This window comes from Curtobacterium sp. PhB190 (assembly GCF_004365385.1).
Taxonomy (GTDB): Bacteria; Actinomycetota; Actinomycetes; order Actinomycetales; family Microbacteriaceae; genus Curtobacterium.
This window is the reverse complement of the sequence record NZ_SODN01000002.1, coordinates 58,856-76,178: the sequence shown is the minus strand read 5'-3', so window position 1 is coordinate 76,178 and position 17,323 is coordinate 58,856. Positions and strand designations below refer to the sequence as shown.

At 72.7% G+C, this 17,323-nt stretch carries 16 protein-coding genes and 1 riboswitch; of the genes, 10 read left to right on the top strand and 6 right to left on the bottom strand.

The genetic code is table 11. The features are described 5' to 3' along the window. The first annotated feature begins 8 nt into the window (after positions 1-8). Entirely contained in the window at positions 9-575 is a 567-nt protein-coding gene (locus EDF47_RS20295) for a TetR/AcrR family transcriptional regulator (RefSeq protein ID WP_132100035.1), read from the top strand. 9 nt (positions 576-584) lie between these two features. Further along, positions 585-1,112 (top strand): Lrp/AsnC family transcriptional regulator, encoded by a 528-nt coding sequence (locus tag EDF47_RS03070; RefSeq protein WP_123292064.1) that lies wholly within the window; start codon positions 585-587, stop codon positions 1,110-1,112. A gap of 40 nt (positions 1,113-1,152) precedes the next feature. On the opposite strand, the gene EDF47_RS03065 is transcribed toward EDF47_RS03070, so the two are convergent. Next, positions 1,153-1,584: a GNAT family N-acetyltransferase gene (locus EDF47_RS03065; protein ID WP_111084314.1), complete on the bottom strand. Its 432-nt coding sequence runs from the start codon at positions 1,582-1,584 to the stop codon at positions 1,153-1,155. Positions 1,585-1,695: 111 nt separating this feature from the next. Here EDF47_RS03065 and EDF47_RS19700 point away from each other — a divergent pair, with 111 nt between their 5' ends. From EDF47_RS19700 to ribH, 6 genes are all read left to right on the top strand, one after another. Further along, positions 1,696-3,015, top strand: coding sequence for a hypothetical protein (locus tag EDF47_RS19700; protein ID WP_131879343.1), 1,320 nt, complete (start codon positions 1,696-1,698; stop codon positions 3,013-3,015). A gap of 89 nt (positions 3,016-3,104) precedes the next feature. Next, positions 3,105-4,826 carry a hypothetical protein gene (locus tag EDF47_RS03055; RefSeq protein WP_133937873.1) on the top strand — a complete coding sequence of 574 codons (1,722 nt, stop codon included), beginning with the start codon at positions 3,105-3,107 and terminating at the stop codon, positions 4,824-4,826. A 91-nt stretch (positions 4,827-4,917) separates the two neighbouring features. After that, on the top strand, positions 4,918-7,311 hold the full coding sequence (locus tag EDF47_RS03050) for a DUF2156 domain-containing protein (RefSeq protein WP_123938591.1): 2,394 nt from the start codon (positions 4,918-4,920) through the stop codon (positions 7,309-7,311). A gap of 165 nt (positions 7,312-7,476) precedes the next feature. Next, positions 7,477-7,611, top strand: a riboswitch (FMN riboswitch). Positions 7,612-7,701: 90 nt separating this feature from the next. Then, a complete protein-coding gene (locus EDF47_RS03045; protein ID WP_243833993.1) occupies positions 7,702-8,427 on the top strand; it encodes a riboflavin synthase in 726 nt (241 codons plus the stop codon). Next, positions 8,427-9,107: a 3,4-dihydroxy-2-butanone-4-phosphate synthase gene (ribB, locus tag EDF47_RS03040; RefSeq protein ID WP_123292069.1), complete on the top strand. Its 681-nt coding sequence runs from the start codon at positions 8,427-8,429 to the stop codon at positions 9,105-9,107. The genes EDF47_RS03045 and ribB overlap by 1 nt, the downstream gene beginning before the upstream one ends. Continuing rightward, positions 9,104-9,583 carry a 6,7-dimethyl-8-ribityllumazine synthase gene (gene ribH / locus EDF47_RS03035; protein ID WP_123292070.1) on the top strand — a complete coding sequence of 160 codons (480 nt, stop codon included), beginning with the start codon at positions 9,104-9,106 and terminating at the stop codon, positions 9,581-9,583. The genes ribB and ribH overlap by 4 nt, the downstream gene beginning before the upstream one ends. An 82-nt stretch (positions 9,584-9,665) precedes the next feature. On the opposite strand, the gene EDF47_RS19695 is transcribed toward ribH, so the two are convergent. The 5 genes from EDF47_RS19695 to EDF47_RS03015 form a co-directional block, all read right to left on the bottom strand. Beyond that, positions 9,666-9,836 (bottom strand): hypothetical protein, encoded by a 171-nt coding sequence (locus EDF47_RS19695; RefSeq protein ID WP_159574085.1) that lies wholly within the window; start codon positions 9,834-9,836, stop codon positions 9,666-9,668. A 66-nt stretch (positions 9,837-9,902) separates the two neighbouring features. Continuing rightward, a complete protein-coding gene (locus EDF47_RS03030) occupies positions 9,903-10,451 on the bottom strand; it encodes a TetR/AcrR family transcriptional regulator (RefSeq protein WP_123292071.1) in 549 nt (182 codons plus the stop codon). Between the two features lie 95 nt (positions 10,452-10,546). Next, a complete protein-coding gene (locus tag EDF47_RS03025; RefSeq protein ID WP_123292072.1) occupies positions 10,547-11,461 on the bottom strand; it encodes a carbohydrate ABC transporter permease in 915 nt (304 codons plus the stop codon). Then, the gene (locus tag EDF47_RS03020) at positions 11,458-12,492 is read right to left on the bottom strand and encodes a sugar ABC transporter permease (RefSeq protein WP_132100037.1); all 1,035 of its coding nucleotides are present in this window, start codon (positions 12,490-12,492) and stop codon (positions 11,458-11,460) included. The genes EDF47_RS03025 and EDF47_RS03020 overlap by 4 nt, the downstream gene beginning before the upstream one ends. After that, positions 12,489-13,799 carry an ABC transporter substrate-binding protein gene (locus tag EDF47_RS03015; RefSeq protein WP_243833992.1) on the bottom strand — a complete coding sequence of 437 codons (1,311 nt, stop codon included), beginning with the start codon at positions 13,797-13,799 and terminating at the stop codon, positions 12,489-12,491. The genes EDF47_RS03020 and EDF47_RS03015 overlap by 4 nt, the downstream gene beginning before the upstream one ends. A gap of 202 nt (positions 13,800-14,001) precedes the next feature. Here EDF47_RS03015 and EDF47_RS03010 point away from each other — a divergent pair, with 202 nt between their 5' ends. Both EDF47_RS03010 and EDF47_RS03005 read left to right on the top strand, forming a co-directional pair. Next, positions 14,002-16,038 carry an aldo/keto reductase gene (locus EDF47_RS03010; RefSeq protein ID WP_123292074.1) on the top strand — a complete coding sequence of 679 codons (2,037 nt, stop codon included), beginning with the start codon at positions 14,002-14,004 and terminating at the stop codon, positions 16,036-16,038. Continuing rightward, positions 16,017-17,048 (top strand): LacI family DNA-binding transcriptional regulator, encoded by a 1,032-nt coding sequence (locus tag EDF47_RS03005; RefSeq protein ID WP_123672380.1) that lies wholly within the window; start codon positions 16,017-16,019, stop codon positions 17,046-17,048. Before EDF47_RS03010 ends, EDF47_RS03005 begins: the two co-directional genes overlap by 22 nt. Positions 17,049-17,323 lie beyond the last annotated feature (275 nt).

Below are 17,323 nucleotides of genomic sequence, written 5' to 3'. Positions count from 1 at the left end.
TTCGACCCATGAGCAAGGACGCCGCCGCCACCCGACTGCTGCTCGTGCGTGCGGCGCGGCACCGGTTCGCGTTCGACGGGTACAAGGCGACGACGGTGCGGGACATCGCCGCCGACGCCGGGGTCAACGTCGCGCTGATCAACCGCTACTTCGGGTCGAAGGAGGGGCTGTTCCGCGCCTGCCTCGACCGGGTGGTGCAGGACCTCGGGGCCGAGCAGCCCGTCGAGCGCGGCCTCGAGCGCGCGCTGGCCGGCCTGGTCTCGCACGTGGTCCGCGCGCCGACCGACGACGACTCCCTCCAGCTCATGCTGCTGCTCCGGTCCTCCGGCGACGACGGTGCCGACGCCATCCGCCGCGAGACCCTCCGCCGGTACGCGGAACGGCTCGCCACGGCCGTCGGCGGCGAGGTCACCGAGGAACTGCTCGTCCGGGCCGAGATCGCGCTGTCGGTGGTGCTCGGGATGACGATGCTCCGGCGGTCCACCGCGGTGGAGCCGCTCGCGTCGGCCGACGACGACGTCGTGGCCGGGGCACTCGACGACGCGCTCCGCGCCCTGCTCGCACCGTCGCGGTAGCGTCGAGCCGTGTCCGACCGACCAGCCCGCCGTCCCGACCCCGCCCCGCGCCTCGACGAGGTCGACGAGCGCATCCTCTGGACCCTGGCCGGCGACGCCCGGATCCCGAACAACCGGCTCGCCGCCGCGGTGGGCATCGCGCCGTCGACGTGCCTGACCCGGGTCCGGGCCCTCGAGGACGCCGGGGTGATCCGCGGCTACCGGGCCGAGGTCGACATCGCGCGCCTCGGCTTCTCGATCGAGGCGATGGTCTCCGTCCGGGTCCACGCTGCGGCCCGCCACGAACTCCGGGACTTCGCGAAGCGACTGCTCCGGGTGCCCGTCGTGCAGGACGTCTCGTTCCTGGCCGGCGACAAGGACTTCCTCGTGCACATCGCGTGCGAGTCGACCGAGCAGCTGCGGGACTTCGTCGCCGACGAGCTCAGCGGCGACCCGTCGGTGGCGACGACCCAGACGAACATCGTGTTCGAGCGGCTCGTCGCCGACCGGTCCACGCAGGGCCGCTCGTTCGACGAGCTCCGCCGCTGGCGCGCCTGACGAGCCCGCCCACGCGGACGCGCCTGACGCGCCGGTCCGGTCAGCGCTGCCGGGTCATCGGGACGTGCGGGATCCGGTCCTCGAGGTACTCGTCCCCGGAGCGCACGAACCCGAAGCGGGCGTACCACTGCTCGAGGTGCGACTGGGCGCCGAGGGCGATGCTCGCGGAGCGGGACTCGGCGATCGCGGCCTCGATCAGCTGCCCCGACAGACCCTGCCCGCGGGCGTGCGCCGCCGTGACGACCCGGCCGATGCGCTCGGTGCCGTCGGGTTCGCGCAGGAGCCGGAGCGTGGCGTCCACCGAGCCCTGACCCGCCCAGAACTGCACGGTGCCGGGCTCGAGGTCACGCCCGTCGATGTCGCCGTACGCGGCCCCCTGCTCGACGACGAAGACGTCCTGTCGCAGGCGGAGGATCTCGTGCAGCGTGACGATGTCCAGGTTGCGGGTCGGGGCGGAGAAGATCGAGACCACGGACGGCCTTTCCTGAGAATTTCTTCCAGAACGGGGTGCGTTCCGGAGCGGACCGGCGTACATTGCCGGTCAACCACTCTACGTGCGCAGCCGAGTTCAGGAGGTGAGCGCATGGACACGACGTCGCGCGCCCCCTGGCTCGCGGTGCTCCGGATCGCCCTGCTGGGCGTCGGGACCCTCGCTGCCCTCGTGCTGCTGTCCCTGGCGTTCGGGGCCCGTCCGGCCTCGGCTGCCGAGGCCGCGTCCACTCCGCCCGCCCAGACGCAGCAGCGCGGGATCGTCAGCGGTGTGGTCGACGGGCTCGGCGAGACCGTGCACGACGTGTCCGGCGGTGTCGGACAGGTCGTCGGCGGCGTCGTGGACCCCGTCCGCGCAGCGGTTGCGCCAGCTCCGAAGCAGGCACCAGCACCAGCACCGGCACCGGCACCGGCACCCCCGAAGCCGGCCCCGGCACCCCCGGCAGCGCCCGCGCCCGCGCCGGCTCCCGTCGCCCCCGCCCCAGCAGCTCCGGCTCCCGCAGCTCCGGCCCCCGCCGCTCCGGCGACCGCGCCCGCGGTGCCGGCCACGACCGCCCCTGCGGCCGAGCCGGCCACGCACCTGGTGCAGGGCGTCGTCGAGCACGTGGGCACCGCCTCCCGGCCCGTCACCGACACCGTCGCGACGGCACTGCGCCCCGTCACCGGGACCGTGCAGACGATCGCCGACGCGCGACCCGTGACCACGGTCGTCGACACTGTCGACCACGTGGTCGGCAGCGTCCCGGTGGTCGGCCCCGTCGTCGGCGGCGACACCCTCGGCACGGTCACCGCTCCGGTCACCGGCCTGGTCGACGACACCCTCGGCGGTGTCGGCACGATCGTCGGACAGGTCCCCGACGTCGTCGCGGGCGTGGTCCCGTCGGTCGGTGGCGTCCTGCCAGGAGGCACGGATCCCGTCATCGACGTCCCCGCACCTCCGGTCGTCGTCGGCACCACCCCGTCCGGCGTGCCCGGCTCAGCTGTCCCGTCCGCGCGACCGCCGCTGGCGGCCGCCCCGGCGAGGACCCCGTCCGTGCCCACGGTCGCGTCGACGGGCGCGGACGGAGCGTCCGTTCCTGACGCCGGACGCCGGTCGGGCGTGACCACGCCGTCCACCTTCGTGACCGGACCGCTCGCCGGCCCCGTCGCTGGTGCCGTGCAGGACGCGACGCTGGGCGGCACCGCCCTGCTCGTCCCCGAGCCGGGCGACGGCCACGGAGCGCCGTCCGACCGCCAGGGCGGCGCGGGCGTCCTCGGGGGCAGTGCCACCTCGACTCCCGGCGGCGTCGCAGCCGTCGGCATCGTCGGCTCGACCGACGACATCGTCTCCCTCGCCGCGGGGTCTCGCGGCACGCTCTCCGACGACGCGGTCCCCGCATCGGTCGTCGGCGAGCACGACGTCGCCCCTGACTGAGATCGGTGCGCCTGTCCGGCACGGCAGGCACGCACACACACCGACCCGCGACCGCGGTCGGCCAACGATCTCGATCAGGGAGTACGACCATGAACAAGTACGTCTCGAGAGGGCTCTGGTTCGCCCTCTTCGTCGGCGGCCTCACGCTCGGAGGGGCGGCAGCGGCGAACGCTGCCACGACCTCCGGAGCGGACGGCGCCGTGTCCGGAACCCAGGTGGTTCCGTCGGTGGACGCTCCGGTGTCCCTCACCGGCAACGCCCTCGGGGTGCTCGGCGACGCGGTGTCGTCGGTGACCTCGCCCGCCGCGGCGCCCGCGGCTCCTGCAGCTCCAGCCGCCGCTCCTGCACCGGCCCCAGCTCCCGCGCCGACGACCTCGGGCGCCGACGGCACGGCCTCCGGCACCCAGGTGGCGCCGGCGGTGACCGCCCCGGTCTCCGTCGGTGGCAACGCCGTCGCCGTCGGTGGCGACGCGGTGTCGGCCCCGGCTGCTGCTCCGGCTGCGCCTGCTCCGGCTGCTCCGGTTCCGGCTGCCGCCGCTGCTCCGACCACGTCCGGTTCGGACGGCACCGGCTCGGGGACCCAGATCGCCGGCGCCGTGACCGTCCCCGTCACGGTCGGTGGCAACGCGGTCGCCGTCGGCGGTGACGCGGCGTCGACCACGACGCCGCCCACCCCGGCGGCCTCCACCCCGGCAGCACCGGCCGAGCCCGCTGCTCCGGCACCGGTCACCTCGGGTGAGGACGGCACAGCCTCGGGGACCCAGGTCGCCCCGGTCGTGTCGGTCCCGGTGACGGTGTCCGGCAACGGCATCGGGGTGCTCGGGGACGGCACCGCTGCGGGGTCCGGCCCGGCGGCGACGCCGGCACCGGCCGCTCCGGCCACGACCACGCCGAGCACGTCCGGCGACGACGGGCTGCTCTCCGGCACGCAGGTCGGCGGACTGGTCGACGTCCCGGTCACGATCGGCGGCAACGGCATCGGGCTACTCGGTGACGGCACCTCGGCGGGCACGACGCCCGCCGCGGGCACCGGCACGGCTGCCGGTCCGGCTCCGGCTGCCGGTGGCACGACGGACGGGGCGGACGGCACCGCCTCGGGCACCCAGGTGGCCCCGGTGGTCGCGGTCCCGATCACCATCGGCGGGAACGGCATCGGCGTGGTCGGCGACGGCACCAGCACCGGCGGGGCGACCCCGGCGGGCACCACCCCGAGCAGCACGACCCCGTCCGCCGGGGGTGCGACCTCCGGTGACGGTGGCCTGCTCTCCGGCACCCAGGTGGTCCCGGTGATCAGCCTGCCGATCACCATCGGTGGGAACGGCATCGGCGTCGTCGGCGACGGTACCGCCACCACGCCGGGCACCGGCACGACGCCCGGCGACGGCACAGACCCGGGTACGGACCCGGGCACGACCCCGGGCGACGGCACGGACCCCGGTACGGACCCGGGCACCGACCCCGGTACGGACCCGGGCACGACCCCCGGTGACGGGACGGACGCCGGCGACGGCACCGTGCCCGGAACCGTGACCACCCCGGCCGGTGCCACCGGCGCGGACGGGCCGACCCGGGCCTCCACGGAGGGTGTGGTGACCACCACGGCCGCCGCGACCAGCGGGATCTCGGCCGTCGCTCGGACGGTGGCCGACACGGTGAGTGCCGCCGGTGACGGCGCGACCGCGCTCGCCTACACGGGAGCGACCTCGCCGGTCGTCCCCGTCGGGTTCGCGCTCCTGCTGCTGCTCGCCGGGGCGGGCACGCTCGTGCTCCGTCGCCGGCACTCGGCGGTCGACACCGACGGGACGCGCTGACAGCAGGTGACCGAGGGGCGTCGCACCGCCGGCGCCCCTCGTCACCGTGCCCGGAGTTGTCCGAACGGCCGGCCGGCACCACCATGAGGGGGTGCGCTCCGCCCTCGTCCGGCATCCGGTGACGGCCGCCATCACGTTCCTCGTGGTCGCGACCGCGGTCTTCGGCATCGTCGTCCGGGTGCTGCACGGTGCCGACCCGGCCTCGTACGGGCCCTTCCGGATCTTCGCGGCGTCCACCGGCGCGGTCGCGTTGCTCACCACGATCGCCGGCGTCGTCGTCCTCGTCGGTGCCGCCGAGCGGCTGATGGGGTCGTGGCGGACCGCCCTGGCGTTCGTCGTCACCACGGTCGTCGGCACCGCGGCCGGCGCGCTCACCGCGTTCGTCGACACGGACGGCCGCGACCTCACCGGCCTGCTGCTCGGGCGGGCGACGGCCTTCGACCCCTGGACCGCGATCGTCGGGACGATCGTCACCGCGAGCGCGTTCGCCGGACCGCTCTGGCGACGACGCATCCGGGTGAACGCGCTCGCCGTCGTGGCCGCGCTCCTGCTCTACGCCGGACACGCCTCCGACCTGTACGCGGTGCTCGCCGCCGCCGCGGGGTGGGTGCTCGGTGAGCTGCTCCGCCGCACCCCGGAGCGCGGCGGATGGGTGCGCAGCTCGCACCGCGAGACCCGGGTCCTGCTCGGGACGGTCGTGCTGGTGTCGGCGATCGGCCCCGTGGTGGCGCTCGTCTCCCGCGCACGGATCGGATTGCTCGCGCCGATCGCCGCGGTGCTCGGCACCGGGCCGGTCACCCCCGTGAGCGGCTGCGGCACCGACGGGGCCGCTGGGCAGTGCCTCCGCGCGCTGCTCGCGTACCGGGCGACGGACCCGTGGACGCTGCTGCTCGCCATCGCGCCGCTGCTCGTCCTCGTGGTGGGCGGCCTCGGGCTCTTCCGGGGCAGCCGGTTCGCCGTCTGGCTCGTGGTGGCGGTCGACGTGGTGACGGCGGTCGCGGCCGCGGTGACCTACGGGGTGCTGCCGGCGCGGGCCGGTGGGCTGCAGGGCACCGCCGACGAGTTCGTCACGGCGCTGTCGGTCGGTGCGTCGATCGTGGTGCCCCTCGCGACCGCGGCCGTCCTCGTGCTCCGGCGCCGGTCGTTCACCGTGCTGCCCTCACGGCGGCGTGTGGTCGCCTTCGCGGTGACCGTCGTCGCGGCGGTCGCCGTCGTGGTCGGCACCGTCGCGGTGTTCGCGGCGTCGGCCCCGGAGCACGTCGAGGACCCGCTCCGGCTCGCCGTCGCCGCCCTCGGCCCCCTCTCGCCGCTGACCTTCTGGGAGCAACTGCCCTCACTCGGCACGGCGCTGCGCATCGTGATCGGACTCGCCGGCCCCGTGCTCTGGTTCGTCGTCGCGCTCGCCGCGGTCCGGCCCACCGGCGCAGTGGAACCCGACACCGACGCGGACGGCTCCCGGTCCGACCGCGAACGGGCCCGGGCGCTGGTGCTCGCGGGCGGCGGCGACACCTTCGGGTGGATGACGACCTGGCGCGGCAACGCCTACTGGTTCGCGGCCGACGGGCGCGCCGGGGTGGCGTTCCGGCGCAACGGTGGGGTGGCCGTCACCGTGGGTGGCCCGTTCGGCTACCCGGATGCCCGCGCCGCCGCGATGACGGACTTCGCCCGGTACTGCGACGACAACGGGTGGACGACGGTCTTCTACGGCATCGACGCCGGGACGGCCGAGCTGCTCACGACGCAGGGGTGGTCGACGTTGCCGGTCGCCGAGGACGCCGACCTCGACCCCCGCACGTGGACGACGACGGGCAAGCGCAAGCAGGACGTCCGCACCGCCGTGAACCGGGCCCGCCGCGAGGGCATCACCGCCACCTGGTCGTCCTGGCAGGACCTGCCGCCGTCGACGGCACGGCAGATCGAGGCGATCTCGGAGGAGTGGGTCTCCGAGCGCGAGCTCCCCGAGATGGGCTTCACGCTCGGCGGGGTGGACGAGATGCGCGACCCCGCCGTCCGGACGCTCGTCGCGCAGGACGCCACCGGGCGGGTGCTCGCCGTGACGAGCTGGTTGCCGAGCCACCGCGAGGGGCGGGTCGTCGGCTGGACCCTCGACGTCATGCGCCGGACCGAGGCCGCGCCGAACGGCGTGATGGAGTTCCTCGTCGCGAGCGCCGCCGAACGGATGCGCGACGACGGCGTCGAACGACTCAGCCTGTCGGCGGCACCGCTCGCGCAGGCGGGCGAGAACGCTGCACCGAGCGACGGCGTGCAGAGCCTGCTCGAGCTCGTCGGGGGAGTCCTCGAACCGGTCTACGGCTTCCGGTCGCTGCTCCGGTTCAAGCAGAAGTTCGGCCCCGACTTGCACCCGCTCGTCCTCGCCTACCCCGACCCGGTCGCGCTGCCGTCGATCGGCCTCGCGGTCGTCCGGGCGTACCTGCCGGACCTGTCCTTGCGGCAGGCGGTCGCGCTCGCGCGCGGACGCGGCTGAGGCGGCACGGTCGACGGGCCGGTGCGGTGGACGCGACCGGGCGGCGGACGGGAGGCGCGGTGCGGGCCCGCCCCGGGCTCCCGGTCGTGCGCCGCGTCGCCCCGTTACGTGCCCCGCTCCGGCCCGACGCGTCGGTCACCGGTCTGGGGTATCGTTCCGACTACGCAAGCGCTCCGGGGTCGGTGCAATTCCGAACCGGTGGTGACAGTCCACGAACTGATGACGGGTGCGAACCCGGCAGAGGTTGACTCGGTGAAACTCCGGGACCGACGGTGAGAGTCCGGATGGGAGGCGCGCTGGCGGACGAGACGACCCATCCTGCGTGGGACGACCCGTCCGTCGATGCCGACGATCGTCGAACACCCCCGGAGTCCCGTTGAGAGGACACCAGTGTTCACCGGCATCATCGAGGAACTCGGCACCGTCACCGCCGTCGAGCAGCACGGCGACTCCGTCGCGCTCACCGTCCGCGGGCCGATCGTGGTCGCGGACGCCAGCCACGGCGACTCCATCGCCACCAGCGGCGTCTGCCTCACCGTGGTCGAGCAGACCCCCGACTCCTTCACCGCGTTCGTCATGAAGCAGACGCTCGACATGAGCGCGCACGGAGCGTTGCGGGTGGGCGACCGCCTGAACCTCGAGCGCGCGGCGTCGGTCGGCGACCGGCTCGGCGGCCACATCGTGCAGGGCCACATCGACGGCACCGCCACCGTGCTCGAGACCGCGGACGGCGACGGCTGGCGGCGGGTGCGGTTCTCGCTCGCGCCGGCGCTCAGCCCGCTCGTCGTCGACAAGGGGTCGATCGCGCTCGACGGCGTCTCGCTCACCGTCAGCGCCGTCTCGCCCGAGGACACCGCGCCGGACGCCGCCTGGTTCGAGGTCAGCCTGATCCCGGAGACGCTCGAGGCCACGACCCTCGGCCTGCGCGTGCCGGGGGACCGGGTGAACGTGGAGACCGATGTGCTCGCGCGGCACGTGCGCCGGATGCTGCGGCTCGACGCCGCGGTCGGTTCGCTCGAGCCCGCGGGCTCGCTCGAGCCCGCGGGCTCGTCCGAGCCCGTCGGCTCGTCCGAGCCCGTCGGCTCGTTCGAGCCCGTCGGATCGGAGGCCCGGTGATGGTCGCCTCGGTCCCGCAGACGCTCGGCTCGTCGAGCATCGAACTCGCGATCGCGTCGGTCGCGGCCGGCCGCCCGGTGATCGTCGTCGACGACGAGGACCGCGAGAACGAGGGCGACGTCATCCTGTCCGCCGAGCTCGCGACGCCGGAGTGGATCGCCTGGACCGTGGCGCACTCGTCGGGGTTCATCTGCGCGCCCGTCAGCGTCGAGATCGCCGACGCCCTCGACCTGCCGCCGATGGTCCAGCACAACGAGGACGTCCGCGGCACCGCGTACACCGTCACCGTCGACGCAGCCGTCGGGGTCACCACGGGCATCAGCGCCCACGACCGAGCGCGCACGCTGCGGGTCCTCGCCGACCCGACCTCCGTGCGCGACGACCTGCACCGCCCCGGCCACGTCGTCCCCCTGCGGGCACGACCGGGCGGGGTCCGCGAACGTGCGGGACACACCGAAGCCGCGATCGAGCTCGTCACCGCAGCCGGGCTCCGGCCTGCCGCGGCGATCTGCGAGATCGTCGACGAGGACGGCAGCATGATGCGGCTGCCGGCGCTCGTCGCACTCGGGGCGCGCGAGGGCGTACCCGTCATCACCATCGCCGCGCTCGTCGAGTGGCTGGACGCGGCAGACCGGACAACGGCAGCAGCTGCCCTGTCCACGGAAGGAACAGCACGATGAGCGGAGCAGGCGCGGCGGACCGCGACCACGTCGACGGCACCGGGATCCGGGTGGCCATCGTCGCCGGGCAGTGGCACGACACGATCGCGGCGGGCCTCCTCGCCGGGGCGCAGCGCGAGGTCGAACGGCTCGGCGCCACCGCGTCGGTGTTCCCGGTCCCGGGGAGCTTCGAGCTGCCCGTCGTCGCGAAGACCGCCCTCGAGGCCGGGTTCGACGCCGCGGTCGCGCTCGGCGTGATCATCCGGGGCGGCACCCCGCACTTCGAGTACGTGTCCGACGCCGCCACGAGTGGGCTCACCCGCGTGGCGATCGACACCGGCAAGCCCGTCGGGTTCGGCGTGCTGACCCTGGACGACGAGCAGCAGGGCATCGACCGGGCCGGGCTGCCCGGCTCGAAGGAGGACAAGGGCGCCGAGGCCGTGCACGCCGCCGTCGCGACCGCGGTGACGCTGCGCTCGCTGCGCGTGCTCGCCTAGCGCGGCTGGTTCACACGGCGCCCGCACTCGGAACGGCCCCGCACCTCGAGAGGTGCGGGGCCGTTCTGCGTCGGCGGAGTGGTTACCGCTTGCCGAACACGTGGATCGGCAGGAAGAAGGAGAGGGTCATCAGGATGAGGCCACCCATGAAGATGAACGCCTGGCCTGAGTCGACCTGGAACGCGAACCCGAACAGGTACATCGACACCAGCAGCAGCAGGATCGAGAAAACAGCGGCGATGACGCGGCCCACGGGATACCTCCGGGTGTCGACGAGTGGAACGTCGCCAAGTCTATCCCCAGGAACGGGGATGGTCGTTCACGCGCCGGGCTTCGTCGCGATCAGACGGTCCACGACGGCGAGGAGCGCCTCCATGTCGACGGTGCTGCGCTTCGGTCGACCGTCGCTCGCGGCACCGAGGGAGGCCTGGTGGTACAGGCCGTCGCCGAGGAGCTTGACCGCCTGGGCGGTGGGCTCGTCGTGGAGGGCGTCGACGAGGGTCACGAGCCACGCGTTCTCGGTGTCGTCGAGGGTCCGGCCCGCTTCTTCGTAGCCGGCCTGCTGCAGGCGGCTCGCGGCGAGGAGCGCGAGGTCGAGCTCGCTGCCGACGAACAGGCAGTTTCGGACGAAGTAGCGGGCGGCACCGTCCTCGGCCTCGGCCATGCGCTCGACGTCGATCGCGGACAGGTCGGAGAGACGCTCGCACAGCCCCTCGACCAGGGCCGCCTTGGAGCCGAAGTGGTACAGCAGCCCGCCCTTGGAGACACCGGCGCGGGCGGCGACGGCGTCGAGCGTCGCGGGACGTTCGCCGTCTTCGCACACGATGGCGACGAAGCTGTCGAGGACGCGGTCGCGGGCACTGGCCATGGGCACGAGTCTAGGAGGAGTTGTGCACGAGCAGGTGCAGGCGTCGCGGGCCGTCCCGCGACGCCTGCACCCTGCCGGTCGGGGCACTCGGCCCGTCAGCCCTTCAGCGCTCCGGCGGCGATGTTGGCGATGAAGTGGCGCGAGCCGATGATGAACACGCCGATGAGCGGGAACACGCTGATCACGGCGCCGGCCATCACCGCCCCGAGGTCGGTCGCGTTCACCGAGCTCAGTCCGGCCAGGGCCACCTGCAGGGTCTGTCCCTTCGGGTCGATGAGGACGATGAGCGGCCAGACGTAGTCGTTCCAGGCGGTGATGAAGGTGAAGATGCCGAGGAACGCGAGCCCGCCGCGGAGCATCGGGACCGCCACCGACCACCAGGTGCGGAAGAAACCCGCTCCGTCCACCCGGGCCGAGTCGATGACCTCGTTCGGGATCGACGAGGTGGCGAACTGCCGGAGCAGGAAGATGCCGAACGCGTTCGCCGCCCCCGGGATGATGAGCGCCTGCAGACCACCGATCCACCCGAGGTTCGCCATGAGCACGAAGCTCGGCACCAGCGACAGGCTGCCGGGCACCAGGAACGTGGCGAGCATGACGGTGAAGAGCGTGCGCTTGAACGGGAACTCGTACTTCGCGAACGCGAACGCAGCGAGCGAGTCGAACAGCATGACCAGGACGGCGGTGCTGCCGGCCACGAGCACGGTGTTCAGGAGTGCCCGCAGCATGTCCACGTTGCTGAAGACGGACGCCACGTTCGCGAGGGCGTTGTCCCCGAACCAGAGCGACGGCGGGTAGCCGAAGATCTCGGCGTTCGTCGACGTCGACATCACGAGGAGCCACCAGAACGGGAAGATCGACAGCAGCACCCCGATGATCAGGCAGAGGTGCGTGACGGCGGTCCCGAGCCAGCCGCGGCGGAACCCGCGGCCGCGGTCGTTCCCTGCGGCCCCCGGTCGGCCGAGTGCCGCGGCGGTGTTGGTCGTCGTCGTGGTCGGTGTCGCGGTCATGCGTCGACCCCCTTCGTGCTGGTGCGGACCGTGCGGGCCACGCGGAGTCGTCGTGGGGTCTTCAGGCCGTCGCGTTCACTGAGCAGACGCCAGTTGATGATCGCGAACACCACGGAGAACAGGAACAGCACCCAGGCGATCGCCGAGCCGTACCCGAAGTCGAACTGGTTGAACGCCTGCTCGTACTGGTAGAGCACGATCGTCATGCCGGCCTCGTCGGGGCCGCCCACCGCTTGTCCGTTGAACAGGATCTGCGGCTCCGTGAAGAGCCCGAGCCCACCGATCGTCGACGTGATGAGGGTGAACAGGATCACCGGGCGCAGCAGCGGCACGGTGATGCGCGAGAAGATCTGCCACGCGTTCGCGCCGTCCACCTTGGCGGCGTCGTACAACTCGGTCGAGATGGACTGCAGTCCGGCCAGGTAGATGATCGCGTTGTAGCCCGTCCAGCGCCAGATCACCATCACCGAGATGGTGACCTTGATGCCCCAGTACGACGACAGCCACCCGACCGGGTCCGCGCCGAGTGCGCGCAGTGCCGCGTTCACCAGGCCGAAGCCGTCGGAGAACACCGAGCCGAACACGATCGCCATCGCGACCATGCTCGTGACGTTCGGCACGAAGAACGCGACGCGGTAGAAGCCCTTCGCCCGGATGTTGCCGTGCAGCAGGAACGCGAGCACGAGCGCGAGGAACAGCATCGGGATCGTCGACATGACCCAGATGAGGAACGTGTTGCCGACGGCGTTCCAGAACCGCGGGTCGCCGAGCAGGTACTGGTACTGGGCCAGACCGACGAACGCGGGGGAGCCGACCCCGTCCCAGTCGGTGAACGACAGCACGATCGAGAACACGATCGGGAACAGCCCGAACACCAGGAAGAGCACGTAGAACGGCGCGATCGCGACGTACTGCGGCCAGAACCGGCGGAACCCGTACCGTTTGCCGGTCGCTGCGGTGGTGATGGAGGACGTCGGGGTCCCGACGACCGCGGGGATGCTCGTGGTCGGTGGTGCCTGCTTGGTGCTCATGCGCGGACCCCCCGCTTGTCGAGGACCCGGTTGGTCTGGTCGACGGCGTCCTGCCAGGCGCGGTCCGGGTCCTTGCCCCCGGCTTCGACGTTCGTGATCTCGGTCGCGAACGCACCGATGAACCGTTCGGAGTTGGAGATGTACGTCACCGGGACGTCCATCGCCGAGGCGTTGAAGAACGCCAGCGGGTCCCGGTCGCCGAAGTAGTCGCCGGGCTTCCGCATGATCCCGTTATCGAACGACGCCGGGGTGGAGGGGAACAGCTGGATGTCGTTGTACGTGTGCGACTGCACCTCGGGCGAGGTGATCCACTGCGCGAACGCGGCGGCCGCGGCCGGGTCCTTCGAGGTCTTCGGGACGGCGAGGAACGACCCGCAGCTGTTGCCCGGGCGATCCGGTTGCCGGGCGACCCGCCACGTACCGGCGGCGTCGGGAGCAGTGTCGTGGATGACCTGCGTCCACCACGCTCCCTCGATCTGTCCTGCGACCCGGCCGGACACCCACCCGGCGTTCTGGTCAGTGCCGGACTGCAGGTTGCCGGTGAGGCCGGAACGGACGCAGGCGACGGCGTTCTCCCACGCCTGCCGCACCGAGCTGTCGTCCTGCTCGAAGACCGGCTGGTCGTCGCGGTCGAAGTACCGCGTGGGGCTGGCGTAGATGTACTGGTTGAAGAGCTGGTTTGCGGTGATGACCGTCGCGGCGTCCGCACCCTTCCGGATCTTCGCGCCGAAGGAGCGGAACCCGTCCCACGTCGCGATCGCGTCGGAGACCTCGTCCGGGTCGGTCGGCAGCCCGGCCTTCGCCAGGACGTCCTGCCGGTAGAAGAGGCCGGTCGGTCCGGTGTCGACGGGCCAGAAGCACTGCCGGCCGCTCGGCGTCCGGCCGAGCGCGCTCTTCCAGTCGTAGTACTCGTCCCGCTTCGCCGCGCCGCCGTGGTCGTCGAAGTCGGTGAACAGGTCTTCGTCGGGGAAGTACAGCCAGCAGTTCGAGTTGACCATGAGGACGTCGGGGATGAACGCGTTCCCGGCGAGTGCCGTCCGGAACTTGGTGTCGTACGAGGCGCCGCCGATCAGGTCGGGGCGGAGCCGCTTGGACCCCTGCCCGGCGATCCCCCCGGCGGCCTGCCGCAGGAACTTCGGGTCGAGCGACCGGTTCCAGTACCAGAGGACGAGTTCGTCAGGGTCCTTGGAGATGGCGGTGCTCGTGGAGCACCCGGCCAACAAGGCGGTGGTGGCGAGGGCTCCGAGGGCACCTGCGCCGGCGAGGAACCCCCGCCTGCTGAGACTGATCGATGGAGATGACGTCACGAAACTACCTGCTCTCGTCGTTGAGATCGGGTTGGAAACAGCGATACCGGGTCCCCGGAGCGTTCGACCGTGAACGCTCACGAAGTGGTCCAGAGCATCCTCTGTGAGACACGCCGTGTCAAGCACTTCCGCATTGATCCGCCGGGCGTGTGGCACTAGCGTCGTCGTGACCGTGAAGGTTCACGAGACGACAAGGATCCGCATGTCAGCGCAGACCGCGAACACCGCCAGCACCCCGACTCCGACGGTCGCCGACCGCCCCGGCTGGGCCGTCCTCGGCCCCGGGGGCATCGCCCGCCGCTTCCTCTCCCAGCTGCCCGCGAGCGGTGGTGCCCTGGTGGCCGCCGGCAGCTCGTCCACCGAGCGGGCGCAGACCTTCGCCGACGAAGCCGCGCAGCTCGGGTTCGCCGACGTCTCCGCTGCGACCTACGACGAGGTCCTCGCCGACCCGCGCGTCGACGCCGTCTACGTCTCGACCGTGCACACCGGGCACGCGCGGCTCGTCCTCGCCGCGCTCGAGGCCGGCAAGGCCGTCCTGTGCGAGAAGCCCCTCGCCCCGAACCACGGCACCGCCATGGCGCTCGCCGACGCCGCACGGCAGGCCGGTCTGCCGCTGGTCGAGGCGTTCATGTACCGCTTCCACCCGCAGACCGCCGCACTGCTCGACCTCGTGCGGGACGGCGTGATCGGCGAGGTCACGCACATCGACGCCTCGTTCGCGTTCCGGACCGGTGAGCGGACCGGCCGACTGTTCGACGTCGACACGGCCGGCGGCGGGATCCTCGACGTCGGCGGGTACCCGGTGACGATGGCTGCCGCGATCGTGCAGGCCGCGACCGGGGTCGCCGTCGCCGAGCCGACGGAGCTCACCGCCACCGGCACCCTCGGGCCGACCGGTGTCGACGAGTGGACCGTCGCGCAGCTGACCTACCGCGGCGGCATCACGGCGTCCGTCCGCACCGGGGTTTTCGTGCAGGACGACAACGCGGTCGCGGTGTACGGCACGCGCGGTCGCCTCCTGCTCGCCGACCCGTGGACCCTCGGCGCCGACCCGACGATCGAGGTGCACACCGTCGACGAGGATCCGCGCACGCTGTCCTTCGCCGGCGAGCACCCCTACGCACGTGAGGCCGACGCCACCACCGACGCCCTGCGTGCCGGTGCGGTCGAGGCAGCACAGATGACGATCGACGAGTCGCTCGCGACCGCCCGCACCCTCGACAAGTGGCGCGCCGCGATCGGCCTGCGCTACCCGTTCGAGGCTGAGTCCGCCGACATCCCCACCGTGAGCGGTCGGCCGCTCCGGGTGCAGGACGGCAACCCCATGCAGTACGGCGAGATCCCGGGTGTCGGCAAGCGGCTGTCGCGCCTGGTGATGGGCGTCGACAACCAGCCCGACCTCGCCCACGCCAGCGCGATCTTCGACCTGTTCGTCGAGCAGGGCGGCAACGTCTTCGACACCGGCTACATCTACGGCGGCGGTGTGCTCGAGGGTCGGCTCGGCAAGTGGATCCAGAACCGCGGCATCCGCGAGGACGTTGTCGTCATCACGAAGGGTGCGCACACGCCGTTCTGCGACCCGGAGTCCCTGACGAAGCAGCTGCTCGAGAGCCTCGAGCGCCAGGGCACCGACTACGCGGACATCTACATGATGCACCGCGACAACCCGGACATCCCGGTGGGGGAGTTCGTCGACGTCCTCGACGAGCACCGCCGCGCTGGCCGCATCCGCGTGTACGGCGGGTCGAACTGGACGCCGGCACGCTTCGACGAGGCCAACGCCTACGCACGGGCGAACGGGAAGCACGAGTTCGAGGTCCTCAGCAACCACTTCGGCCTGGCCGAGGCCTACGACGTGCCGTGGGACGGCTGCGAGCACGCGACCGACGCCGCGTCGAAGGCGTGGCTCGAGGAGCGTCAGGTCCCGCTGCTGCCGTGGTCGTCGCAGGCCCGCGGCTTCTTCACCGGCCGTGCGACGCCGGAGGACACCAGCGATGCCGAGCTCGTCCGCTGCTACTACAGCGACGAGAACTTCGAGCGGCTCCGTCGCGCGCGGGAGCTCGGCGACCGGTTCGGCGTCCCCGCCACGGCGATCGCCCTGGCGTACGTGCTCAACCAGCCGTTCCCGACGTTCCCGCTCTTCGGACCGCGTACGATCGCGGAAGCCCGATCGTCCATGACGGGCCTCTCCGTCGACCTCACCCCGGAACAGGTGGCATGGCTGGACCTCCGCGACTGACCCAGTCGCCACCGGACGGCCCGCACTCCGGCGGCCGCGCGACGATCATCGACGTCGCCGCGGCCGCCGGGGTGTCCCGGCAGACCGTCACCCGCGCGATGAACGGCATGTCCGGCATCAGCGCGACCACGAAGGAACGGGTGCTCGCCGTCGCAGCGTCGCTCGACTACCGGCCGTCGCGGTTCGGCCGCGGGCTGGTGACCGGCGGCGACCACCAGCTCGGGCTCGTCGTGAACGACCTGCGGAACCCGTACACGCCCCAGCTCGCGTCCGCCGTGTTCCGGCTCGCCGCCGAGCAGGGGTGGAACGTCATGCTCGCCGACGTCGACCTGGCGAGCGACGCCGACCGGATGGTCCAGGCGCTCGGTGCGCAGACCGACGTGGTCATCGGTTACCTCGGCTCGCGCCGGCACCGGTGGAGCGAGCTCCTCGGCAACGTGCCGATGGTCGAGCTCGACCCGTCCTCCGACCCGCCCACGGCAGCGGTGTGGATCGACCCCGCCGACGCGATCGAGGCCCTTGCCGACCACCTGGTGGCGACCGGGGTGCGGCACCCCGTCGTGCTCGACAACTCGTCGCCGGACCACACGAGCGCGCGCGGCCTGCTCATGCTGGACGCGCTGCGCCGCCGCGGCTACCTGCCGGAGCTCGTGCACGCGCCGCACGGCACCGCCGAGTGCGGTGCCGACGAGACGGTGCGGATCCTGGCTCGGAAGCGCCGACTCGACGCGATCCTGGCCTTCAACGACGTGATGGCGCTCGGCGTGCTGCAGGCCTGCCGCCGCGCGGGCGTCGACGTCCCCGGTGAGGTCCGGGTCGTCGGCGTCGACGGCCTGCCGCTCGGCGCTCTGGTGTCGCCGATGCTGACGACCCTGGCGGTCGACCTCGACGCCGTCGCGCGCGAGGCCCTCACGCTCGCGCTCGGCATGCTCGCCGGTGAGCTGCCACGGCACGGCGCCGCAGTGCAGCGCACCGTGCGCCACAGCCTGCTGGTCCGCGACTCCGCCTGACGACGGCCGGCCCGCACGCCCCGCCCGCCCGCCCAGCCCCGCCCCGCCGGCCCAGCCTGCCCCCGAGGTTCCGAAATCTCGGCATGTCGGCGCTCAGGCCGCCCGACATCGGAACCCGGGCGGAGACCACGCGGCGTGTTGTGGAACCCCGGCACCGGAACCCCGGCACCGGAACCCCGGCACCGGAACCCCGGCACCGGAACCCCGGCACCGGACGCAGGTCGTGCCGTCGCCCCAGCCTCCCGCCCTGGGCGGGACCAGCCGTCGGACGGGAG

Bases quoted from the DNA above. Each gene is read 5' to 3' on its own strand.
- ribH (WP_123292070.1), top strand. From the start codon at position 9,104: ATGAGCGGAGCAGGCGCGGCGGACCGCGACCACGTCGACGGCACCGGG.
- EDF47_RS19700 (WP_131879343.1), top strand. From the start codon at position 1,696: ATGGACACGACGTCGCGCGCCCCCTGGCTCGCGGTGCTCCGGATCGCC.
- EDF47_RS03025 (WP_123292072.1), bottom strand. From the start codon at position 11,461: ATGACCGCGACACCGACCACGACGACGACCAACACCGCCGCGGCACTC.
- EDF47_RS03020 (WP_132100037.1), bottom strand. From the start codon at position 12,492: ATGAGCACCAAGCAGGCACCACCGACCACGAGCATCCCCGCGGTCGTC.
- EDF47_RS03030 (WP_123292071.1), bottom strand. From the start codon at position 10,451: ATGGCCAGTGCCCGCGACCGCGTCCTCGACAGCTTCGTCGCCATCGTG.
- ribB (WP_123292069.1), top strand. From the start codon at position 8,427: ATGGTCGCCTCGGTCCCGCAGACGCTCGGCTCGTCGAGCATCGAACTC.
- EDF47_RS20295 (WP_132100035.1), top strand. From the start codon at position 9: ATGAGCAAGGACGCCGCCGCCACCCGACTGCTGCTCGTGCGTGCGGCG.
- EDF47_RS03010 (WP_123292074.1), top strand. From the start codon at position 14,002: ATGTCAGCGCAGACCGCGAACACCGCCAGCACCCCGACTCCGACGGTC.
- EDF47_RS03055 (WP_133937873.1), top strand. From the start codon at position 3,105: ATGAACAAGTACGTCTCGAGAGGGCTCTGGTTCGCCCTCTTCGTCGGC.
- EDF47_RS03005 (WP_123672380.1), top strand. From the start codon at position 16,017: ATGGCTGGACCTCCGCGACTGACCCAGTCGCCACCGGACGGCCCGCAC.